Here is a 22,794-nt window from a genome sequence, read left to right on the forward strand (position 1 = left end):
TTAACTTGTAACTTTTTTTACGTATTGTGACTTAAGTTCCATGCTTCCTCCCCCTTGCAGACGGCAGTCGATATCATGATCCCCATCAAGAAACCGTGTAATTTTAGCTTTGGTACCAACCTTTAAAACGGTAGAAGATCCTTTTACTTTTAAATCTTTAATTAAGGTAATGGAATCACCTACTTCCAAGGGGGTCCCATGAGCATCTTTAATAACCAACACATCTGAATCATCAGAATCTATAGAAGATTGAGTATGTCCACATTCAGGACAAATGATAAGCAAACCATCTTCATAGACATAAGGGGACGAACATACAGAGCAAATAAGGGAGTCAGACATAAGAACCTCAACAACTTACTTAAACACAATTGTCAGTTCGATATAAAAAACATCAGACACTCCCGTCATCTCCGACTAGCAAAGCTAGGGTTTCGCAGAAATGCTTAGCTTTGCTTGATTGGAGATCCACGAACGAAGAGAAGAGATTGGATTGTGGAGGGTAGAGAAATGAATTTATCTACTTTCCTCCCCCTCTACGTTCCCATCTCCGACACTGGATTCCCGATCAAGAAATTCTTAACGGTTTTTTTGAAAACCGAGAATCCCTAGCCGGGAATAACGGATTTTGTGTATTGGCCAATCTTCTTACTCAGAACTAACGTTAAATACAAAAAAGGGAGCTAAAAGCTCCCAAATTCAGAATATAGAGATCGATTAACGATCAACAAATTCGATAACAGCCATTGGCGCATTATCACCATAGCGGAAACCGTTTTTCATGATGCGTGTATACCCACCTTGACGAGCAGCAAAACGTCCGGCCAATTCATTGGTCAGCTTTGCAGCATGGGAGTCACTGCGAAGACGTGACGCTAGAATACGACGTGCGTGCAAATCACCTTTTTTAGCAATTGTAATCAAGCGTTCAATAATCGGACGCAATTCTTTTGCTTTAGGTAGTGTTGTTACAATTTGTTCACGTTCAATCAAAGCTTGGCACATGTTTGCAAACAAAGCTTGACGATGTGAAGATGTTCTATTTAATTTACGACCACTTAAACCGTGTCTCATTTTTATTCTCCAAAATCTTAATTAAATGGGTCTTCTAATCTTTTTGTAAGTTCTTCGATATTTTCTGGCGGCCAGTTTGGAATAACCATACCAAGGGTAAGACCCATTATTTCAAGAACTTCGCGAATTTCATTAAGAGACTTACGGCCAAAGTTTGGTGTCCGCAACATCTCATTTTCAGTTTTCTGGACCAGATCACCAATATAAATGATATTTTCATTCTTTAGGCAATTGGCTGAACGAACTGATAGTTCAAGCTCATCAACCTTACGAAGAAGATTTGGATTGAATGGAAGTTCAATTTTTCCTTCTTTCTTTTCAGCTGTTTTTGGCTCATCAAAGTTGATAAAGTTTGTCAATTGATCCTGCATAATACGAGCAGCAAGAGCAACAGCATCTTCAGGTTTTACAGAACCATCTGTACTGATTGTCATAACGAGCTTGTCGTAATCTGTCCGTTGTCCAACACGAGTTTGCTCAATTTTATAGCTAACACGCTTAACAGGGCTGAAAATTGCATCAACAGGGATCAAACCGATCGGACGATCATCAGATGATAGTGTATTCGCTGCAATATAGCCCTTACCGGATTCGATAGTTAGTTCCATATTCAGCTTTGCACCTTCATCAAGGTGGCAAATAATGGTATCACCATCAAGGATTTCAACACCGGCAGGACACTCAATTTGTCGAGCATAAACCGGGCCTTTTCCTGAAGCAGATAGCTTTACTTTCTTAGCGGTTTCAACAGTCGACTTCACTGACACTGTTTTCAGGTTAAGAATAATATCAGCAACATCTTCCATTACGCCTGGAATAGTGGAAAACTCATGCAAAACGCCATCAATCTTCACAGAGGTAATAGCAGCCCCTTGAAGTGACGACAGCAGAATTCGGCGCAACGCATTGCCTAAAGTTAGTCCATAACCTCTTTCAAGAGGCTCTACGATAATATCAGCATGGCGCAAATCAGCACTGCTGTACTTTACGTCTAGCTTATTTGGCTTAATTAACGCTTCCCAATTAGTCTGAAGCACTGGAATTCCCCACTACAATAAATTAACAATATTAGACGCGACGACGCTTTGGAGCACGGCAACCGTTGTGCGGGATTGGTGTTACGTCTTTAATGGATGTAACTGTAAATCCTGCAGCTTGAAGAGCGCGCAAAGCTGTTTCACGACCTGAACCAGGACCCTTAACAAATACAGAGATATTCTTAACACCATGTTCAGCTGCTTTTTTAGCGGCATCATCAGATGCAATCTGAGCTGCATATGGTGTTGACTTACGGGAACCCTTGAACCCCATTGCGCCAGCGGTTGACCAGGAAATCGCATTTCCTTTTTCATCCGTGATGGTTACGATGGTGTTGTTAAATGTAGAATTAATGTACGCGCATGCGTTCACTACATTCTTTTTTTCACGACGCTTTACGCGAGATGTATTCTTCTGTGCCATTATCTACTCACTTATTACTTCTTAGCAATTTTCTTACCAGCAATCGGAACAGCTTTACCTTTGCGTGTACGCGCATTAGTATGTGTTCTTTGACCGCGGACAGGTAAACCTTTACGGTGACGCAAACCACGATAGCAACCAAGGTCCATCAAACGCTTAATATTCATGGAAATTTCACGACGCAAGTCACCTTCGACAAGGTAATCAGCATCGATAATTTCACGAATACGTAAAATTTCTTGGTCAGACAATTCGTTTACGCGTTTGGATTCATCGACACCCAATTTCGCGACAATTTCTTTAGCCTTTACTTGGCCAATACCATAAATATATGTCAGAGCGATAATTACGCGCTTCTGAGTTGGTATGTTAACACCAGCAATACGTGCCACTGTTTTTTCTCCCTATATTTTAAAACCAGCCTGCGCCAAACTGATTTTTAAATCATTATTGACTGACACAGGATCTTTTGACGCATCTAGATCAACAACTAGATCTTTTTGCCTATAAAAGTCACAAACGGCCTGGGTTTGATCTAAATACGTTCTTACCCTATTCCTCAAGACTTCTGGTTGATCATCTGCTCGGCGAACAAATTCTGTCCCCTGACAACGATCACACACTCCATCTTGAAGAGGTCGTTTGTTTTTATCATGATAAACAGCGCCACACTCTTTACAGCTGAAGCGACCACTTACCCTGTCGACTAGTTGATCTAGATCGACTTGTAAATTAATTACAATACTAACATTCTCTCTTTGTACACCAAGTAGGTTATCAAATGCAAGTACTTGATTTAATGTACGCGGAAAACCATCAAAAATAATTTGTTTTCCTTTATGTGTATCAAGTTGGTCCTTAACAAGCGCGATAATAATATCGTCACTCGGAAAACTTCCTTGAGACATAATCTCTTTTACTTTAAGACCAATTTCAGAGCCCGAGGCAATTTCAGCCCGCAGCAAATCACCCGTTGAAATATGAACAAAGTTTCCGGTTTCCAACAAAAGCTCTGACTGAGTCCCCTTGCCAGAGCCAGGAGGACCAAATAACACCAGAATCATTATAGACGGCCTTTCATCTTAGCCTTCTTAATAAGGCCTTCATACTGGTGCGCCACTAAATGAGACTGCATTTGACTAATCGTATCGATCGTAACACTAACAACAATCAAAATACTTGTCCCACCAAAGTAAAACGGCAAAGCTACTTTAGATAAAACCAATTCAGGCAACAAGCAGATGGAGGCAAGATACAAAGATCCAATAACCGTCAATCGTGTCATAACATAGTCAATATAATCTGCAGTTGCTTTTCCAGGGCGAATGCCCGGAATAAACGTTCCCATCTTCCGAAGATTCTCTGCAGTTTCTGATGGATTGAAAACAATCGCCGTATAAAAGAAAGCAAAAAAGATAATCATTGCAGTCGAGCACAACATATACAGCGGCTTACCATGAGACATATACGAAACAAACATCCCTAACCAACTATCCGGGTTAGCAACCCCTGAAAAACCGGCAATTGTCGCTGGGAACAAGAGCAATGAGTTTGCAAAGATTGGCGGAATAACACCGGCACTATTAAGTTTTAATGGTAAATGCGTTGATTGTGATGTTGCGGGGCGATCCACAGCAACCTGACGCTTTGGATATTGAATCAAAATACGACGCTGAGCCTTTTCCATAAAGACAACATAACCGATAACAACAGCAACCATCGCCATAATGAAGATCAATAACCCCGTACTGATCGCACCTTCGCGAGCCGATACGAATGTTTTATAAAAAGATTGAGGCAAGTTCGCAACGATACCGGAGTAAATAATTAAGGATGTTCCGTTTCCGATACCGCGACTTGTAATTTGCTCACCTAGCCACATAATAAAGAGTGTGCCACCTGTCAATGTAACAATTGTGGAAAACTTAAAAAGGAAGCCCGGCATTACAACAGCAGACCCAACGCCAACTGTCATTTTTTCAAGGCCGACAGCAATACCAAATGCTTGAACAGAGGCTAATAGCACTGTCCCATAGCGGGTATACTGGTTCAACTTTTTACGTCCTGATTCACCTTCTTTTTTCAAGGCTTCCAGATGAGGCGAGACCGAAGTCATCAACTGAACAATAATACTTGCCGAAATGTAAGGCATAATGTTCAATGCAAAAATTGTCATACGACTAATAGCACCACCTGAAAACATATCAAGGATGCCGAAAAGTCCACCAGAGTTAGAAGCCGCAAACTCTTGAATTACGGCTGCATTCACTCCTGGCAAGGGGATGTAGGTACCAAAGCGGTATACAATCAAAGCCAATAATGTAAACACTATTCTCTTTTTTAGATCTTCAGCTTTTGAAAATGTCGAAAAGCTGAAACCGGATGCGAGTTGTTCAACTGCAGATGACATTGGTACCCCTACCCTCTTATGCTATAGCAACATTACCGCCAAGTTTTTCAACTTGAGCTGTTGCTGATTTTGTCGCACGAGTTACCTCGAACGATACTTTTTCTTTTAATGATCCTGTAGAAACCAAAGATACGGCATCGTACCACTTCTTCATGACACCAGATTGGATCAGAAGATTACGGTCGATTGTATCACCAGCTTTTACCAAACCATTTGCTAACAAGACATTGACCTTATCAAAGGTAAGTTCAAAGTACTTAGAAGCATGAATGTTGTTAAAACCACGCTTTGGAAGGCGACGGTAAATTGGGTTTTGACCACCTTCGAAACCATTAATTGCCACACCGGAACGAGCTGTTTGCCCTTTTCCACCGCGACCACAGGTTTTACCAAGTCCAGACCCAATACCGCGACCAACGATCTTGCGACGTGTGCGAGCACCTTTATTGTCTCGGATATCTGTTAATCTAATCGTCATTGCTCACACCTTACTCTACAACTTTAACCATATGCTGCAGCTTCGTAATCAAGCCACGAACAGCAGGAGTATCCTGAAGCTCACGAACTCGATTCACCTTGCCCAAACCAAGAGACTTTAGATAAAGTCTCTGTTTGGCGTCACGACGAATTGGGCTGCCTGTTTGCATAACTTTAATGGTGGCAACTGTTTCTTTTTTCTTCCCAGCCATTGTTATCTCCTTGTCATGGCACTGTCACGGCGCGCAACGATTTCTGGAATCTTACGACCCAACTTTGTTGCAACGTCACGTGGTGATGCAACATTAACCAAAGCGTCAAATGTAGCACGGACCATGTTATAATAGTTAGATGTACCAACTGACTTACTGACAACGTCTTGAATCCCGAGGGCTTCAAAAACCGCACGCATTGGACCACCTGCGATGATACCTGTACCAGCCGGCGCTGTTCTGAGGTAAACGCGACCGGCACCAAAATGACCTGTCAAATCATGGTGAATTGTGCGACCTTCACGAAGAGCAACACGCACCATGGAACGACGAGCTTGTTCAGAAGCCTTACGAACGGCATCTGGAACTTCACGTGCTTTACCGGAACCAAATCCAACACGACCTTTTCCATCACCAACGACGACAAGCGCTGAAAAGCGAAGATTCTTACCACCTTTTACAACTTTTGTAACACGGCGGACGCTAACTAATTTTTCGATTAATTCGACTTCTTCGCGCTGTTTTTCTGTATTTGTATTTTTAGCCATAACTTATTCCTAAAAGCTCAAACCAGATTCACGAGCTGCATCAGCAATTGCTTTAATGCGACCGTGGAATCGATAACCAGAGCGATCAAAGACGACCTCTTTAATCCCCGCTTTACTTGCGCGTTCAGCAATCAGCTTACCTACTAACGTTGCAGCTTCTAAGTTAGATGCGCTCTTAAGCTCACCCTTTGCAGATGCTTCAAGCGTAGATGCTGCTGCTAATGTTACTGATTTAACATCATCAATTAGCTGAGCGTACAAATACTTGTTTGTTCTGTGAACCGTCAAACGTGGTTTACAAGAACTTACCTTACGCAGTTTGGAACGAATACGTTCTTTGCGGCGCGTATGTAAATTTACTTTAGCCATTTTTACTTCTTCTTTCCTTCTTTTCTAAGAACGAATTCACCATCGCGAATAATCCCCTTACCCTTATAAGGTTCAGGCTTACGATATTCACGAATTTCAGCGGCAACTTGACCGACAAGCTGACGATCAAAACCAGAAATGGTCAAAGCTGTTGGCTTTTCAGATTTTGCAGTAATACCTGCAGGCAAATCATAGACAACATCATGGCTGAAACCAAGCTGAAGATTAATCTTGTTACCTTGTACGTTTGCACGATAACCAACACCAACCATATCAAGGTTAATGTTAACACCGTTTGTCACGTCGTTAACCATGTTCGCAATACGACGTTGCACTGTTCCCCAGTTAATGCGGGCAAGTTTAGAGTCATTTACAGGAGTTACTGTAACGACATCACCATCTTGTTGAACAGACACGACATCTTTGAAAACCAAGCTAAGCTTTCCGAGTTTACCGGAAACTTCAACTGAATTCTTAGAAATAGTTACCGAAACGCCAGCAGGCAATTTAATGGGTGTTTTTCCTACACGAGACATATCAAATACTCCTTAATATACTCTGCAAAGAACTTCACCACCAACGCCTTGCTGTTTAGCATCGACATCGGTCATAACGCCTTTTGGTGTGGAAAGGATATAAATACCCAAACCGCTCATATATGAACCAATTGCCTTGGATGGAGAGTAAACTCGCAACCCCGGCTTGGACACTCTCTGGATAATTTCGATTACAGGTTGTCCTTCATGATATTTGAGTTCAATATGAATATTCTCAATACCTTTACGAACAGTTTCTGTACGATATCCTCTGATATAACCTTCACGTGCTAGCACGTCAAGGACAGCTCTTCTAGCTTTTGAATTCGGAGACAACACAGATGATTTACCTGCGCGTTGACCGTTACGAATACGGGTCAACATATCTCCAATAGGATCATTTACAATCATTTATTCTTACCAACTTGATTTTGTTAAACCTGGAATCATACCCAAAGATCCCAATTCGCGCAAGGCGATACGGGACATTCTAAACTTACGATAGAATGCTCTTGGACGACCCGAAACTTCACAACGGTTGCGGAAACGAATCTTTGAGCTATTACGCGGAAGCTCAGACAACTTAATCGTTGCCTGAATACGTTCATCCAAAGATAGTTCTTGATTAGAAACAATGTCTTTTAACTTCTGACGGCGATTAGCAAACTTCTCTGCCATCTTTTTGCGTCGGTTGTTTGTATTAATTGAACTTAAACGTGCCATTTTAACATTCCTTAATTATAAAACGGGACATTAAGCTCTTTTAACAGAGCCTTTGCCTCTTTATCAGACTTAGCCGTTGTACAGACTATTATATCCATCCCACGAACTTTATCAACCTTATCGTAGTTAATTTCAGGAAAAATAATTTGTTCCTTGATCCCTAAGGCATAATTGCCACGACCATCAAAGCTTTTACCTGATACACCACGAAAGTCACGAACGCGTGGAAGAGCAATTGTTACCAAACGATCGAAAAATTCGTACATACGATCACGACGCAAGGTAACTTTTGCACCAATAGCCATTCCTTCGCGAAGTTTAAAACCAGCGATAGACTTCTTTGCACGTGTAATTACTGGCTTTTGGCCGGTAATGGCGGCAAGTTCATCAATTGCTGCTTGCAACTTCTTGCTATCTTGTGAAGCTTCACCAATACACATATTGACAACAATTTTGTCAAGTTTTGGAACTTGGTGAATATTCTTGTATTCAAACTCTTTCATGAGCTTGGATACGATCTTTTCTTTATATTCTTTATATAGGCGAGTCATATCTGCCGTAACCTCATATTACTTCGCCGCTTTTTTTAGCGATACGAACTTTTGAACCATCCTTCTGGACTTTAATCCCAACCTTTGTTGGCTGATCGGATTTTGGATCCAGGAGAGCTACGTTAGAAACATGAATCTTGGATTCTTTTTGTTCCAAACCACCAGCTGAAAACTGAGTTGGTTTAACATGCTTTGTAACCATGTTAACACCTTCTACGATCAGTGCTGATTCTTCCTTAAGAACCTTAAGAACTGTTCCTGTCTTTCCCTTATCTCGACCTGTACGGACGATAACTTTATCGCCCTTTTTCACTTTAAACTTAACTGCAGTCATTATAGCACCTCTGGCGCCAAGGAAATAATTTTCATATAACCTTGGTTTCTTAATTCACGGGTCACTGGGCCAAAAATACGAGTTCCGATAGGTTCATTTTGCTTGTTAATGATAACAGCAGCATTTGTATCGAAACTGATTTCACTTCCGTCAGCACGCTTAATAGCTTGCTTTGTACGAACGATTACAGCCTTGTGTACGTCACCCTTTTTCACTTTACCTTTTGGTAACGCATCTTTAACGGAGACAACAATAATGTCACCAACGGATGCGTAACGGCGTTTAGAGCCGCCAAGTACTTTAATGCACTGAACTTCTTTTGCACCTGAGTTGTCAGCGACATCTAACCTTGTTTCTGTTTGAATCATGACTTACTCCTTATGCACTAGCTTGGTCAGCGTAAAGCACTTGCCATTTCTTTGACTTAGAAAATGGGCGTGACTCTTCGATTTTTACCTTATCACCAGTTTTATAAGCATTATTCTCGTCATGTGCAGCATATTTTGCAGAACGAACGATATATTTTTTATAAACTGGGTGCTTAACGCGCTTTTCAACGCGAACAACAACCGTCTTGTCATTCACATCGCTAACTACAACACCTTCAAATATTCTACGTGGCATGTTATCCTCTATTTCGCTTTCTTTTGAGCAAGATACATCATAGCACGAGCAGCGTCGCGGCGATTCTTACGAATCAAAGATGTATTCGTCAACTGGCCAACAGATTTTTGGACACGTAGACCGAGTAGCTCTTTCTTAATTGACTGAAGTGAGTCGTATAACTCACTAACAGATTTGTTGTTAAATTCTTGCTTTTTCATAACTTACCTCAGCCAATTCTTCTTACAAATTTGGTTGCGATCGGAAGTTTAGCTGAAGCAAGCTCAAACGCTTTTTCAGCAACATCAGGCAAAACACCATCAAGCTCAAACAAAATCTTGCCTGGCTTAACACGGCATACCCAATATTCTGGACTACCCTTACCGCTACCCATACGGACTTCCGCTGGTTTCGTTGAAACAGGAACGTCTGGGAATACACGGATCCACACTTTACCAACACGGCGAATGTGACGTGTAATTGCACGACGAGCTGATTCAATTTGACGTGCTGTCATACGGCAAGGCTCCAACGCCTTTAGACCATATGCACCATACGCAACATCTGTACCTGCTTTTGCGTTTCCGTGGATTCTTCCCTTAAACGCTTTACGATATCTAGTTCTTTTTGGAGCCAACATTTCGTTATTCCTCTACCTTTTCTTATCGACCAGCAGGCGCATCAGCAGCTTTAGCTTCTAGCAAATATGGATTCTTTTCTAGAATCTCACCTTTGTAGACCCAAACCTTAATACCGATGATTCCATAGGTTGTCTTTGCTTCACCCAATGAATAATCAACATCAGAGCGCAATGTGTGCAACGGCACACGACCTTCACGATACCATTCCATACGCGCAATTTCTGCTCCGCCCAAACGACCAGAACAATTAACACGAATACCTTGTGCGCCCAAACGCAGAGCAGATTGCATTGCACGTTTCATAGCACGACGGAAAGAGACGCGTCGTTCAATTTGTTGCGCAATATTTTCAGCAATAAGCTTAGCGTCGATTTCAGGCTTACGAACTTCAACCAAATTAACGGTTACGTCAGTATTCGCAATATCGCTAAGCTTTTTACGTAGCTTATCGATGTCGGCACCTTTTTTACCAATCAACACACCAGGACGCGCTGTGTGAATTGTCAAACGAGCTTTTTTAGCCAAACGTTCAATCACAACTTTAGAAATACCAGCTTGGCCCAAGTTCTTCTGAACAAAGCGGCGGATTTCTAAATCTTGGTGCAAGTTTGTTGCATATTCTTTTTTTGCAAACCAGCGGGAATCCCACAGTTTGTTGATTCCGAGGCGAAGACCGACCGGATTAACTTTTTGTCCCATGGTTATACCTCTTTTTCAGTTACTTTAATTGTAAGATGACTAAAAGGCTTTTTGATCCCGACACCACGGCCTTTTGCTCTTGGACTAAATCTTTTCATGACGATGGATTGGCCAACGAAAGCCTCAGATACAACCAGTGTATCAATATCCATACCATGATTTGTTTCCGCATTAGCGATTGCAGATGCAAGTGTTTTACGAACATCAATGGCGATACGCTTACGGCTAAATGCCAAAACATCTAATGCTTTTGACACTTTCATTCCACGAATCATTGCTGCAACTAAATTAAGCTTGCGAGGGCTTACGCGAACATTACGCAGAATTGCTTGTGCTGTATTATTTTGCATAATTAACCTCTTTTAGCCTTTTTGTCTGCGCCGTGGCCGTAGAATGTACGAGTTGGTGAAAATTCACCAAACTTGTGACCGACCATATTCTCAGTAACATAGACTGGAACAAATTTCTTACCATTGTGCACACCAAAGGTGAGTCCCACAAATTGTGGGAGAATGGTTGAACGGCGAGACCACGTTTTAATAACGTCTTTACGTCCAGAGTTTTGTACAGCTTCGGCTTTCTTAAGCAGATAACCGTCAAAAAATGGACCCTTCCAAACTGATCTTGGCACGAGTAGTCTCCGTTATTTACTTCTTTTTCTAATAATACTTTTCGTCGTACGTTTATTTGTACGAGTCTTCTTACCTTTTGTCGGTACACCCCAAGGTGTAACTGGGTGACGACCACCATTTGTACGACCACCATGAGGGTGATCTACTGGGTTCATAGCAATACCACGAACACAAGGTCTCCATCCCATCCAACGACTGCGTCCAGCTTTACCGTAGTTACGGTTTTGATGGTCAGCATTAGATACTGCGCCTATTGTAGCATAACAGTTACCATTTACAAGTCTTAGTTCCCCAGAGGACAACTTAACGATTGTATTGGATCCGTCACGACCAGCAATTTGCACATAGGATCCAGCAGAACGAGCGATCTGGCCACCCTTACCAATCTTAAGTTCAAGATTGTGAATAATTGTTCCAACTGGAATATTCTTAACAGGCATTGCATTACCTGGCTTAACGTCAGCTGATTGGCTTGCGATAACTTTATCGCCAGCTTTTAAGCGTTGTGGTGCCAAAATGTATGCGTGTTCACCATCTGTATATTTAACCAAAGCGATAAAAGCAGTGCGATTTGGATCGTATTCTAGGCGAAGAATTTCACCTTCGACATCCAACTTGCGACGCTTAAAGTCAATGATACGATAACGTTGTTTGTGTCCGCCACCACGATTCCATGATGTGATACGACCATGATTGTTACGACCACCTGTGCGGTGTTGACCTTCAGTCAAAGCCTTGTATGGCTTACCTGCCCAGAGTTCTGAGCGGTCAACGTTAACCAATTGGCGTTGAGAGGGAGTCGTTGGTTTATATGTCTTTAAAGCCATTGTTATGCTCCTGCTGCAACTTCAATGGTCTGACCTTTTGCCAAGCGAACAAATGCTTTTTTAACATCTGAGCGTTGACCTTCACGACCACGAAAACGCTTTGTTTTACCCTTCTGAACAACCGTATTCACAGCTTCAACCTTAACATCATAAGCAAGTTCAATTGCTTGTTTAATTTCAGGCTTTGATGCATCGCGAGATACAACAAAAGCAACTTGGTTGTGTTCAGACAAACGTGTTGTTTTTTCGGTTACCAATGGGTAACGAATAACATCATACAGGTTGAAATTAACCTTAGTATTTTTTGTCATTTAAGCCTCTCTTCAAGAGCTTTTACAGCTTCTTTAGTAACAATCAGCTTTTCCTTACGCATAATATCATATACGTTTGCACCGTTGTGAGGCAAAACATCAAACTTTTCTAAGTTTGCTGCTGCACGAACAACTGGATTTTCGGAATTCGGAATTGAATCAATCAAAAGCGCACTTGGCGTATTCAATGTTGAAATAACCTTAAGTAAATCTTTTGTTTTACCTGATTCAACTTTAAAAGTATCGACAACAAGCAGTTCACCAGCTTGAGCTTTTGCACTCAAAGCAATTTTCAGACCCAATTTACGGACCTTCTTTGGCAGTGAGTAAGCATGCGAGCGAACAACAGGACCGAATGCAACGCAACCACCCCGGAATTGAACTTGGCGTTTACTTCCGTGACGGGCATTACCAGTCCCCTTTTGACGATAAATCTTTTTGGTTGATCCCTTGACATCCCCGACTTCTTTAGTCTTATGGTTACCAGAGCGACGCTTAGAAAGCTGCCATTCGATAACACGGGAGAGAATATCAACACGTGGCTGCAATCCAAAAATTTCTGGATTCAGCTCAATATTTCCGGCTTTTTTAGCCTCAATATTTACGACATCAATTTTCATTTTTTAAACCTATTCTCTATGTGCTCTACTTTTAAGCAGGCTTTTTAATTGCGTCACGGACGTAGACGACTCCACCTTGGGAACCGGGTACGCTACCACGGATAAAGATCAGGTTCTTTTCAGCATCAACACCATAAACGGACAAATTCATCTTTGTCACGCGACGTGCACCCATGTGTCCAGCCATCTTTTTATTTTTAAAGACTTTCCCTGGGTCTTGACGGTTACCTGTAGAACCATGGCTACGGTGAGAAACTGACACACCATGAGAGGCGCGCAAACCACCGAAGTTATGGCGCTTCATTGCACCAGCAAATCCTTTACCGACAGAAGTACCGGTAACGTCAACGAATTGACCTTCTCTGAAGTGATCTGCTTTTATTTCAAAACCTTGATCCAAAAGATTTTCTGCAGAGACGCGGAATTCTTTTAGGTGAACGCGCGGTTCAATTTCTTTCTTAGAAAAGAATTCACGCATTGGTTTTGTTACATTGTTAATTTTGGCTTTTTTAGCGCCAACTTGGATGGCATCATAACCATCCTTGGAATCTGCTGTTTTTTTGCCAACGACAACATTGTCGCTGACCTGGAGAACCGTGACTGGAACTAAAGTACCGTCAGCGGCAAAAAACTGCGTCATACCCACTTTTTCAGCGATAAGTCCAGTTCTCATTAGTCAAACCTTTATTAGAGTTTAATTTCAACATCAACACCAGCAGCCAAGTCTAGCTTCATCAAAGCATCAACTGTCTGTGGCAACCAGTCAACAATATCAATCAGACGCTTGTGTGTCCTGATTTCAAATTGCTCACGAGATTTTTTGTCAATATGTGGGGAACGGTTTACAGTAAAACGTTCGATTTGTGTTGGCAACGGAATCGGACCGCGCACTTTCGCGCCTGTACGTTTTGCTGTACCAACAATTTCCTTAACTGACATGTCTAACAGTCTATGATCATAGGCTTTTAGACGAATTCTTATGCTCTGGCCTTCCATATAAATAGCTCACTTTTCTAATATTTGCAAGGAGAGAATGAATCTCTCCTTATTTTTCAATTATTTTACGATCTTAGAAACAACACCGGCACCAACTGTGCGGCCACCTTCACGAATCGCGAAACGTAGACCTTCGTCCATCGCGATCGGGGCAATGAGCTCAACGTCCATGCGAATGTTGTCACCAGGCATAACCATTTCAACGCCTGCTGGCAATTGAACTGTTCCAGTTACGTCGGTTGTACGGAAATAGAATTGTGGGCGATAGTTCGTAAAGAACGGAGTATGGCGACCACCTTCTTCTTTTGTCAAGATGTATGCTTCGGCTTCGAAGTTTGTGTGTGGTGTAATTGTACCAGGCGCTGCCAAAACTTGACCGCGTTCAACATCTTCACGCTTTGTACCACGCAATAGAACACCAACGTTATCACCAGCTTCACCTTGATCCAATAGCTTACGGAACATTTCAACACCTGTACAGGTTGTCTTAACTGTGTCCTTCAGACCAACGATTTCGATTTCCTCACCAACCTTAACAACACCGCGTTCTACACGACCTGTCACAACGGTACCACGACCGGAAATTGAGAATACGTCTTCGATTGGCATCAAGAACGGACGATCTTTTGGACGTTCAGGTTGCGGAATGTAACGATCGACTTCTGCCATCAATTTAAGAATCGCATCGCGACCGATTTCTGGTTGCTTGTCTTCCAAGGCGCATAGAGCTGAACCACGAACAACAGGAATGTCATCACCCGGAAAATCATAAGAAGAGAGCAATTCACGAACTTCAAGCTCAACAAGATCAAGAAGCTCAGCATCATCAACCATGTCAACTTTGTTCATAAAGACAACAAGAGCAGGAACACCAACCTGACGTGCCAAAAGGATGTGTTCACGTGTTTGTGGCATCGGGCCATCAGCAGAAGAAACAACCAAGATTGCTCCGTCCATCTGTGCCGCACCGGTGATCATGTTCTTAACATAGTCAGCGTGTCCTGGGCAGTCAACGTGGGCATAGTGGCGGTTTGTTGTTTCGTATTCAACGTGCGCGGTAGAAATTGTAATACCGCGAGCGCGCTCTTCAGGAGCCTTGTCGATTTGATCGTACGCTGTGAATGTTGCTCCGCCTGTTTCTGCGAGAACTTTTGTGATTGCCGCTGTCAATGAGGTTTTACCATGGTCAACGTGACCAATGGTTCCGATATTGCAGTGCGGCTTATTTCTTTCGAACTTTGCTTTAGTCATTTTATAATCCTTTTAAGTCTGGCAAAAGCTATTAACTAGCTTTTGCAACAATTTCATCTGCTACGTGTTGAGGAACCTGTTCATAATGATCAAATTGCATTGTGAACTGGGCACGTCCTTGGCTCATAGAGCGCAACGTATTAACATAACCGAACATGCTTGCCAATGGCACCATCGCATTAACAACACGAGCATTTGCTCGTTGATCCATGCTAGAAATTTGACCACGGCGGCTGTTCAAGTCACCAATAATGTCACCCATATATTCTTCTGGGGTTACGACTTCAACCTTCATAATCGGCTCAAGAAGACGTGGGGCACATTTACCAATACCTTCACGGAATGCTGCACGGGCAGCGATTTCGAAGGCAAGAGCGCTAGAGTCAACATCGTGATAAGCACCATCAATCAATGTTGCCTTGAAGTCAATCAATGGGAATCCAGCGACGACACCGTTATCCATAGCGGAAACAAGACCTTTTTGAACGCCTGGGATGTATTCTTTAGGAACAGATCCACCAACGATCTTATTTTCAAACACGAAACCGCTACCAGCTTCTAGTGGTTCAAAAACGATCTTAACGCGACCAAACTGACCAGAACCACCAGATTGCTTTTTATGGGTATAGTCAACTTCAGCCAAACGAGTAATCGTTTCACGGTAGGCAACTTGAGGCGCGCCAACGTTAGCTTCCACTTTAAATTCACGACGCATACGGTCAACGATGATTTCCAAGTGAAGTTCACCCATTCCCTTAATAACTGTCTGACCACTTTCGATGTCAGATGTTACGCGGAACGATGGATCTTCTGCAGCCAAACGAGACAAAGCAAGCCCCATTTTTTCTTGGTCAGCCTTTGTTTTTGGCTCAACAGCAACTTCGATAACGGGTTCTGGAAATTCCATACGTTCCAAAATAACTGGCTTGGATTGATCGCAAAGGGTATCACCTGTTGTTGTCGCTTTAAGACCACAAACAGCAACGATATCACCAGCAAAAGCTTCTTTAATATCTTCACGAGTATTTGCGTGCATCAAAAGCATACGACCAACGCGTTCCTTTTCATCCTTAACGGAGTTATAGATGTAAGTACCCGTTTCAAGTTTACCAGAGTAGATACGAACGAAGGTCAAAGAACCAACGAACGGGTCTGTCATAATCTTGAATGCTAATGCTGAAAATGGATCTGTATCTGCGATCTTGCGAACCATTTCGGTTTCACCATCAACGGACGTTCCTTTAACTTCAACCAAGTCATCAGGAGACGGAAGATAATCAACAACCGCATCCAACAACGGTTGAACACCCTTGTTCTTAAAAGCACTTCCGCATAGAACTGGAACAAACAAGCTCTTCAAAACACCCTGACGAATGGCACGCTTAATTTCTTCGACAGAAATCTCTTCACCATTTAGGTACTTTTCCATCAAAGCGTCATCAGCTTCAACTGCTGTTTCTACGAGTTTTGCATGATATTCGTCTGCTTGATCCTTAAGATCTGCAGGGATCTCAACAACATCGAACTTTGCTCCCAAAGAGTCATCACGCCAGACGATTGCATTCATGTTGACAAGATCAACAACACCAACGAAATCAGCTTCGGCACCGATGGGTAAATACAAAACCAATGGGCGCGCACCCAAGCGGTCAACAATCATGTCAACGCAACGGAAGAAATTTGCACCCATGCGGTCTAGCTTGTTAACAAAGCAAATACGTGGAACACCGTACTTGTCGGCTTGACGCCAGACGGTTTCAGACTGCGGTTCAACACCAGCAACACCGTCAAAAACAGTTACAGCACCGTCAAGAACGCGCAAAGAGCGTTCAACTTCGATGGTAAAGTCAACGTGGCCAGGGGTGTCGATAATATTAATGCGGTGATCGTTCCAAAAGCAGGTCGTCGCAGCAGAGGTAATTGTAATACCACGCTCTTGTTCCTGCTCCATCCAGTCCATGACGGCTGTACCTTCATGAACTTCACCAATTTTATAGGATTTACCTGTGTAATATAGGATACGCTCGGTCGTTGTTGTTTTACCGGCGTCAATGTGAGCCATAATACCAATGTTACGGTATTTTGCTAGAGGATGGGTTCTTGCCATTCAATACTCTCCCAATTACCAGCGGTAGTGAGCAAACGCACGGTTTGCTTCGGCCATTTTATGGGTATCTTCACGCTTTTTAACAGAAGCACCACGATTATTGATTGCATCCAACAATTCACCAGCCAAGCGATCTACCATTGTTTTTTCTGAGCGCTTGCGGGAGCAAGCAATCAACCAACGGAAAGCAAGAGCTTGCGCACGATCTGGACGAACATCACAAGGAACTTGGTATGTTGCACCACCAACGCGACGGCTACGTACTTCGAGGGATGGTTTAATGTTTTCCAAAGCTTCTTCGAACATTTCTAGAGAGGATTTATTTCCACTCTTGCCTTGGATTTTATCAAATGCACCGTAAACGATCCGTTCTGCAACAGACTTTTTACCTTGGAGCATAATATTATTAATAAATTTTGCGAGAACGATGCTATGAAATTTAGCATCTGGATTGATTTCTCTCTTCTCAGCCGCGCGACGACGTGACATATTAACCTCTTAATCTTCTTACTTTGGACGCTTTGCACCGTATTTGGAACGTGCTTGCTTACGATCTTTAACACCTTGGGTATCCAATGTACCACGAACAATGTGATAGCGGACACCAGGCAAGTCTTTTACACGACCACCACGGATCATAACAACAGAGTGCTCTTGCAGGTTGTGACCTTCACCAGGAATGTATCCTGTTACTTCAAATCCATTTGTCAGACGAATACGGGCTACCTTACGAAGCGCCGAGTTAGGCTTTTTTGGAGTTGTTGTAAATACACGAGTACAAACACCACGCTTTTGAGGGCATGCCTCAAGAGCAGGAACTTTATTTCTCGAAACTTTCGGAGCACGTGGCTTCCGAATAAGTTGGTTAATTGTAGGCATGAGCCTATCCCCTTTTCTTTTACCTATATTACTATTCACACTAATAAGCTTGCCTGCGCAAGGTAACCAGTGCTGTCATCAATAACTATATTGTGCTAAATAAACAGCAAAATACAGGAACATACTGATGCCCAATAATGACACTAGTTTATTGCATAATAAGCACGCTTTGCAAATATGTCAACGACTTCGTTGACATATTTGAATTTAATTTCATGATTGGCATTATAGAAACTCTCAGAAAGGAGTAATACGGTTAATTCAAGGAAGAGGCTGCGCAAGCGTACATAAAAGCACGCGTGCAAAGCAGATATCTGTAGAATTAGCCGCAGGACCTTTTCTGAAAGTTGCCACTACATGTAGTTTGAGGATTTTTCAGCCTCATCAACACCTTGAGAGCGAGCTTCAATCGCTTCTTGATCACGATTACTGGCTAATTTGCGCAGGTTATTGATAACACTACCTGTACCAGCTGGAATCAAACGACCAACGATAACGTTCTCTTTCAAACCAATCAATTCGTCAGACTTACCGGCAACAGCAGCTTCCGTCAACACACGCGTTGTTTCCTGGAACGATGCAGCTGAGATAAATGACTTCGTCTGCAAGGATGCTTTGGTAATACCCTGTAGAACAGGTATACCTGTTGCAGGACGACGTCCCTGACTCATATTTTCATCAACCATCTTGAAGTATTCTTCACGGTCAATTTGTTCACCACGCACCAAGATTGTTTCACCCGGGTCTGTGATTTCATACTTTTGAAGCATTTGACGAACGATAACTTCAATGTGCTTATCGTTGATCTTAACACCTTGCAAACGGTAAACTTGTTGAATTTCACTAACAAGATAAGTTGCAAGAGCTTCAATACCTAATACGCGAAGGATATCATGTGGATCTGGATTTCCATCAACAAGCAAGTCTCCTTGACGCACAATATCACCTTCATTGACAGTAATGTGACGACCTTTTGGAATGAGGTATTCCATTGGCTGCAGATCTTCACTGCCCGGCACAATAACAATACGGCGCTTTGTCTTATAGTCCTTACCATATTCAACACGACCATCGAACTCAGCAATAATTGCTGCATCACGAGGGTGACGCGCTTCAAACAATTCAGAAACACGTGGCAAACCACCTGTAATGTCGCGTGTCTTTGTTGTTTCACGCGGCACACGAGCGATAATGTCACCTGCCTTAATGGTAGCGTTGTTCTCAACAGAAAGAATAGCATCAACAGACAAGAAATAACGAGCTTCGATCCCACTACTCAAGAGAACAGGTTGTCCCTTCTTATCACGAACGCTGATCATCGGACGGAGGTCTGAACCACGAGCCTGCTGTTTCCAGTCAACGACAACACGGTTTGAAATACCTGTTGATTCATCCGTTACTTCACGCAAAGAAATACCATCAACCAAGTCAACATAGTGAATGACACCCTCAACTTCCGAAATAATCGGAATGGTATAAGGATCCCACTCAACCAACTTATGACCTTGAGTAACTTTTTCACCTTCTTTAACAAAGGAACGTGAACCATATGGCAAACGAGCCCGCGCTTTTTCACGACCGTGGTCATCAACGATAACGATTTCACAGTTACGCGAAATAACCATATCCGCACCAGAGCTACTTGTAACAATATTCTTATTACGGAACTGAATTGTACCAGCGTGCGCTGCTTCGATTGTATTTTGTTCAGCACCACCTTGAGCCGCACCACCAATGTGGAACGTACGCATGGTAAGCTGTGTACCGGGTTCACCAATGGACTGAGCAGCGATAACGCCAACAGCTTCACCTGTGTTAACCAAGATCCCCCGAGCCAAGTCACGGCCGTAACATTTTGAACAGATGCCAACTTTGGCTTCGCAGGTCAAGACTGAACGGATATTAACGGAATCAATACCTGCTTCATCAATTTGGTCGAGCACTGATTCTTCAATCAAATCACCAGATGCCAAGATAACCTTTCCTGTTGAAGAATCAATGATATCTTCAGATGCTGAGCGACCCAAGATCCGATCGGCTAAGGATGCGATTGTCTCCCCACCTTCCATAACCGGAGTCATGGTAATTCCCCTACTTGTCCCACAGTCAAGCTCTGTAATAATACAATCTTGAGCAACGTCAACAAGACGGCGGGTTAAGTAACCAGAGTTCGCTGTTTTCAAAGCTGTGTCTGCCAAACCTTTACGCGCACCGTGGGTGGAGGTAAAGTATTCAAGAACATTCAAACCTTCTTTGAAGTTCGAGATAATCGGTGTTTCAATAATATCGCCATTCGGACGAGCCATCAATCCACGCATACCAGCCAACTGTTTCATCTGAGCAACGGAACCACGAGCACCAGAGTGAGCCATCATATAAACTGAGTTTACATGTTCACCAACTTTGGTTTTCGACATTTCCTTCATCATCTCTTCAGCAACACGGTCTGTACATTGTGACCAAGCGTCAACAACCTTGTTGTACTTTTCACCTTGTGTAATCAAACCATCTGCATATTGCTGTTCAAATTCAGAGACATATGCTTTGGTATCATCAATAAGCTTTTTCTTTGCTTCCGGAATGATGAGGTCATCTTTACCGAATGAAATACCACCACGTGTTGCATATTGGAAGCCAAGCCCCATCAAACGGTCAACGAAGATAACCGTATCTTTCTGACCACAATGGCGATAAACCAAATCAACGAGGTTACCAATTTCCTTAGACCCCAATTGTTGGTTGATATTGTCAAAGGTAACCTTGTCACTCTTTGGCAAGATTTGGCTTAGGATAACACGACCTGGGGTTGTATCAACACGCTTATAAACCACGGTTCCTTCTTCAGTATAATACGGAAGACGTGCTTTAATTTTCGTGTGCAACTCAACCAATTGGTTTTGCAACGCTAATTCTGCCTCAGCCAAAGATGAGATAATCATCCCTTCTCCAACCAAGCCATCACGGACTTGAGTTAGATAGTAAACACCCAAAACAATGTCTTTAGACGGAACAATAATCGGACGACCGTTTGCAGGGCTGAGGATGTTGTTTGTTGACATCATCAAAACACGAGCTTCAAGCTGAGCTTCTAAGGACAATGGAACGTGAACAGCCATCTGGTCACCGTCAAAGTCTGCGTTAAACGCTGCACAAACAAGTGGGTGAAGCTGAATCGCCTTACCTTCAATCAATGTCGGTTCGAAAGCTTGGATCCCCAAACGGTGAAGAGTCGGCGCACGGTTCAAGAGAACGGGATGCTCACGAATAACTTCTTCCAAGACGTCCCAAACTTCCGGACGTTCTTTTTCAACCATACGTTTTGCTGCCTTCAAGGTGCTGGCCAAACCATAACGTTCTAGGCGCGCATAAATGAATGGCTTAAAGAGTTCCAAAGCCATTTTCTTTGGCAAACCACATTGGTGAAGCTTCAATTCAGGACCAACAACGATAACGGAACGACCAGAATAGTCAACACGCTTACCAAGCAGGTTCTGACGGAAACGACCTTGTTTACCTTTGAGCATATCAGCCAATGACTTCAATGGACGCTTGTTAGCACCAGCAATCGCACGACCCCGACGACCGTTGTCAAACAAAGCATCAACAGATTCTTGCAACATGCGCTTTTCGTTACGAACGATAATGTCAGGCGCACGAAGCTCCATCAAACGCTTTAGACGGTTGTTACGGTTAATAACACGGCGATAAAGATCATTCAAATCACTGGTTGCAAAACGACCACCATCCAATGGAACAAGCGGGCGGAGTTCCGGTGGAATAACCGGAATCACATCCATAACCAACCATTGTGGATTTGTGTTGGACTCAATAAAGGATTCAAATAATTTAACGCGCTTCACCAGCTTTTTACGACGCATTTCAGAAGAGGTTTCTAACAACTCTTCACGCATCTCATCGCGCTCTGTTTCCAAATTGATTTGCCCCAGCAAGCGCTTTAATGCTTCTGCACCAATACCTGCGGTAAAAGCATCTTCACCGTATTCGTCTTGCATACGAACATATTCATCTTCTGAAATTAACTGGGCTTTGCGATACGGTGTCATGCCTGGATCGATAACAATATAGTTTTCAAAATATAAAACCCGATCGATATCTTTCAAAGCCATATCAAGAAGCAAAGCAACACGACTTGGCAATGATTTTGTAAACCAGATGTGAGCAACTGGGCAAGCAAGTTCAATGTGGCCCATACGGTCACGACGAACTTTGCTCAAGGTTACTTCAACACCACACTTTTCACAGATAACACCGCGATACTTCATGCGCTTGTATTTACCGCACAAACATTCGTAGTCTTTCACTGGACCAAAAATACGCGCACAGAACAAGCCATCTCTTTCAGGCTTGAATGTACGGTAGTTAATGGTTTCAGGCTTTTTGACTTCACCGTAAGACCAAGAGCGAATTTGCTCTGGACTTGCAATAGAAATCTTAATCGCTTCAAAACCTGGAGCTATTTCGCTGGTTTCGATTTTACGTAATTGGTTACTCATAACTATTCTCCGAAACTAA

Annotated in this window: 33 protein-coding genes; all 33 read right to left on the reverse strand. The window is 42.8% G+C overall.

The window, feature by feature from the left end; genetic code table 11:
* The 33 genes from KF820_02050 to rpoC all read right to left on the reverse strand — a co-directional run bounded on the left by KF820_02050 (position 1) and on the right by rpoC (position 22,775).
* Entirely contained in the window at positions 1-342 is a 342-nt protein-coding gene (locus KF820_02050; protein MBX3457132.1) for an alkylphosphonate utilization protein, read from the reverse strand.
* A 375-nt stretch (positions 343-717) separates the two neighbouring features.
* Entirely contained in the window at positions 718-1,074 is a 357-nt protein-coding gene (gene rplQ, locus KF820_02055; GenBank protein ID MBX3457133.1) for a 50S ribosomal protein L17, read from the reverse strand.
* A 17-nt stretch (positions 1,075-1,091) separates the two neighbouring features.
* Positions 1,092-2,111: a DNA-directed RNA polymerase subunit alpha gene (locus tag KF820_02060; GenBank protein ID MBX3457134.1), complete on the reverse strand. Its 1,020-nt coding sequence runs from the start codon at positions 2,109-2,111 to the stop codon at positions 1,092-1,094.
* A gap of 31 nt (positions 2,112-2,142) precedes the next feature.
* Complete coding sequence (gene rpsK, locus KF820_02065; protein ID MBX3457135.1) at positions 2,143-2,535, reverse strand: 30S ribosomal protein S11; 393 nt, start codon at positions 2,533-2,535, stop codon at positions 2,143-2,145.
* A 14-nt stretch (positions 2,536-2,549) separates the two neighbouring features.
* The gene (gene rpsM, locus KF820_02070; protein MBX3457136.1) at positions 2,550-2,927 is read right to left on the reverse strand and encodes a 30S ribosomal protein S13; all 378 of its coding nucleotides are present in this window, start codon (positions 2,925-2,927) and stop codon (positions 2,550-2,552) included.
* 12 nt (positions 2,928-2,939) lie between these two features.
* Positions 2,940-3,599 (reverse strand): nucleoside monophosphate kinase, encoded by a 660-nt coding sequence (locus tag KF820_02075; GenBank protein MBX3457137.1) that lies wholly within the window; start codon positions 3,597-3,599, stop codon positions 2,940-2,942.
* Complete coding sequence (gene secY, locus KF820_02080; protein MBX3457138.1) at positions 3,599-4,945, reverse strand: preprotein translocase subunit SecY; 1,347 nt, start codon at positions 4,943-4,945, stop codon at positions 3,599-3,601. Before secY ends, KF820_02075 begins: the two co-directional genes overlap by 1 nt.
* 16 nt (positions 4,946-4,961) lie before the next feature.
* Positions 4,962-5,423 carry a 50S ribosomal protein L15 gene (rplO, locus tag KF820_02085; GenBank protein ID MBX3457139.1) on the reverse strand — a complete coding sequence of 154 codons (462 nt, stop codon included), beginning with the start codon at positions 5,421-5,423 and terminating at the stop codon, positions 4,962-4,964.
* A 10-nt stretch (positions 5,424-5,433) separates the two neighbouring features.
* Entirely contained in the window at positions 5,434-5,634 is a 201-nt protein-coding gene (gene rpmD / locus KF820_02090) for a 50S ribosomal protein L30 (protein ID MBX3457140.1), read from the reverse strand.
* Between the two features lie 2 nt (positions 5,635-5,636).
* Positions 5,637-6,182, reverse strand: coding sequence for a 30S ribosomal protein S5 (rpsE, locus tag KF820_02095; protein ID MBX3457141.1), 546 nt, complete (start codon positions 6,180-6,182; stop codon positions 5,637-5,639).
* Positions 6,183-6,191: 9 nt separating this feature from the next.
* Positions 6,192-6,551, reverse strand: coding sequence for a 50S ribosomal protein L18 (rplR, locus tag KF820_02100; GenBank protein MBX3457142.1), 360 nt, complete (start codon positions 6,549-6,551; stop codon positions 6,192-6,194).
* A gap of 2 nt (positions 6,552-6,553) precedes the next feature.
* Positions 6,554-7,087, reverse strand: coding sequence for a 50S ribosomal protein L6 (rplF, locus tag KF820_02105; GenBank protein ID MBX3457143.1), 534 nt, complete (start codon positions 7,085-7,087; stop codon positions 6,554-6,556).
* A 12-nt stretch (positions 7,088-7,099) separates the two neighbouring features.
* Positions 7,100-7,498 (reverse strand): 30S ribosomal protein S8, encoded by a 399-nt coding sequence (gene rpsH / locus KF820_02110; GenBank protein MBX3457144.1) that lies wholly within the window; start codon positions 7,496-7,498, stop codon positions 7,100-7,102.
* Positions 7,499-7,504: 6 nt separating this feature from the next.
* Positions 7,505-7,810, reverse strand: coding sequence for a 30S ribosomal protein S14 (rpsN, locus tag KF820_02115; GenBank protein ID MBX3457145.1), 306 nt, complete (start codon positions 7,808-7,810; stop codon positions 7,505-7,507).
* A gap of 11 nt (positions 7,811-7,821) precedes the next feature.
* A complete protein-coding gene (gene rplE, locus KF820_02120) occupies positions 7,822-8,361 on the reverse strand; it encodes a 50S ribosomal protein L5 (protein ID MBX3457146.1) in 540 nt (179 codons plus the stop codon).
* Positions 8,362-8,374: 13 nt separating this feature from the next.
* Positions 8,375-8,695, reverse strand: coding sequence for a 50S ribosomal protein L24 (rplX, locus tag KF820_02125; GenBank protein ID MBX3457147.1), 321 nt, complete (start codon positions 8,693-8,695; stop codon positions 8,375-8,377).
* The gene (rplN, locus tag KF820_02130) at positions 8,695-9,063 is read right to left on the reverse strand and encodes a 50S ribosomal protein L14 (GenBank protein ID MBX3457148.1); all 369 of its coding nucleotides are present in this window, start codon (positions 9,061-9,063) and stop codon (positions 8,695-8,697) included. Before rplN ends, rplX begins: the two co-directional genes overlap by 1 nt.
* Positions 9,064-9,073: 10 nt before the next feature.
* Positions 9,074-9,319, reverse strand: a complete 246-nt coding sequence (gene rpsQ, locus KF820_02135; GenBank protein MBX3457149.1) for a 30S ribosomal protein S17 — start codon at positions 9,317-9,319, stop codon at positions 9,074-9,076.
* An 8-nt stretch (positions 9,320-9,327) separates the two neighbouring features.
* Positions 9,328-9,519, reverse strand: a complete 192-nt coding sequence (gene rpmC / locus KF820_02140; protein ID MBX3457150.1) for a 50S ribosomal protein L29 — start codon at positions 9,517-9,519, stop codon at positions 9,328-9,330.
* Positions 9,520-9,527: 8 nt separating this feature from the next.
* Positions 9,528-9,938: a 50S ribosomal protein L16 gene (gene rplP, locus KF820_02145; protein MBX3457151.1), complete on the reverse strand. Its 411-nt coding sequence runs from the start codon at positions 9,936-9,938 to the stop codon at positions 9,528-9,530.
* Positions 9,939-9,960: 22 nt separating this feature from the next.
* The gene (rpsC, locus tag KF820_02150) at positions 9,961-10,638 is read right to left on the reverse strand and encodes a 30S ribosomal protein S3 (GenBank protein MBX3457152.1); all 678 of its coding nucleotides are present in this window, start codon (positions 10,636-10,638) and stop codon (positions 9,961-9,963) included.
* Positions 10,639-10,640: 2 nt separating this feature from the next.
* On the reverse strand, positions 10,641-10,988 hold the full coding sequence (gene rplV, locus KF820_02155; protein MBX3457153.1) for a 50S ribosomal protein L22: 348 nt from the start codon (positions 10,986-10,988) through the stop codon (positions 10,641-10,643).
* A gap of 2 nt (positions 10,989-10,990) precedes the next feature.
* Entirely contained in the window at positions 10,991-11,269 is a 279-nt protein-coding gene (gene rpsS / locus KF820_02160; protein MBX3457154.1) for a 30S ribosomal protein S19, read from the reverse strand.
* Positions 11,270-11,281: 12 nt separating this feature from the next.
* Entirely contained in the window at positions 11,282-12,097 is an 816-nt protein-coding gene (gene rplB / locus KF820_02165) for a 50S ribosomal protein L2 (GenBank protein MBX3457155.1), read from the reverse strand.
* A 2-nt stretch (positions 12,098-12,099) separates the two neighbouring features.
* Entirely contained in the window at positions 12,100-12,408 is a 309-nt protein-coding gene (locus tag KF820_02170) for a 50S ribosomal protein L23 (GenBank protein ID MBX3457156.1), read from the reverse strand.
* Positions 12,405-13,028 carry a 50S ribosomal protein L4 gene (gene rplD, locus KF820_02175; GenBank protein MBX3457157.1) on the reverse strand — a complete coding sequence of 208 codons (624 nt, stop codon included), beginning with the start codon at positions 13,026-13,028 and terminating at the stop codon, positions 12,405-12,407. Before rplD ends, KF820_02170 begins: the two co-directional genes overlap by 4 nt.
* Before the next feature lie 31 nt (positions 13,029-13,059).
* Complete coding sequence (rplC, locus tag KF820_02180) at positions 13,060-13,701, reverse strand: 50S ribosomal protein L3 (protein ID MBX3457158.1); 642 nt, start codon at positions 13,699-13,701, stop codon at positions 13,060-13,062.
* Between the two features lie 14 nt (positions 13,702-13,715).
* Positions 13,716-14,024 carry a 30S ribosomal protein S10 gene (gene rpsJ / locus KF820_02185; protein ID MBX3457159.1) on the reverse strand — a complete coding sequence of 103 codons (309 nt, stop codon included), beginning with the start codon at positions 14,022-14,024 and terminating at the stop codon, positions 13,716-13,718.
* Positions 14,025-14,084: 60 nt separating this feature from the next.
* Entirely contained in the window at positions 14,085-15,275 is a 1,191-nt protein-coding gene (gene tuf / locus KF820_02190; GenBank protein MBX3457160.1) for an elongation factor Tu, read from the reverse strand.
* Positions 15,276-15,306: 31 nt separating this feature from the next.
* The gene (gene fusA / locus KF820_02195) at positions 15,307-17,382 is read right to left on the reverse strand and encodes an elongation factor G (protein ID MBX3457161.1); all 2,076 of its coding nucleotides are present in this window, start codon (positions 17,380-17,382) and stop codon (positions 15,307-15,309) included.
* A 15-nt stretch (positions 17,383-17,397) separates the two neighbouring features.
* The gene (gene rpsG, locus KF820_02200) at positions 17,398-17,871 is read right to left on the reverse strand and encodes a 30S ribosomal protein S7 (GenBank protein ID MBX3457162.1); all 474 of its coding nucleotides are present in this window, start codon (positions 17,869-17,871) and stop codon (positions 17,398-17,400) included.
* 18 nt (positions 17,872-17,889) lie between these two features.
* Positions 17,890-18,261 (reverse strand): 30S ribosomal protein S12, encoded by a 372-nt coding sequence (gene rpsL, locus KF820_02205; protein ID MBX3457163.1) that lies wholly within the window; start codon positions 18,259-18,261, stop codon positions 17,890-17,892.
* A 353-nt stretch (positions 18,262-18,614) separates the two neighbouring features.
* The gene (gene rpoC / locus KF820_02210) at positions 18,615-22,775 is read right to left on the reverse strand and encodes a DNA-directed RNA polymerase subunit beta' (GenBank protein MBX3457164.1); all 4,161 of its coding nucleotides are present in this window, start codon (positions 22,773-22,775) and stop codon (positions 18,615-18,617) included.
* Between the last annotated feature and the right edge of the window lie 19 nt (positions 22,776-22,794).

The organism is Candidatus Paracaedibacteraceae bacterium (genome assembly GCA_019636055.1).
Lineage (GTDB): Bacteria > Pseudomonadota > Alphaproteobacteria > Paracaedibacterales > Paracaedibacteraceae > Paracaedibacter.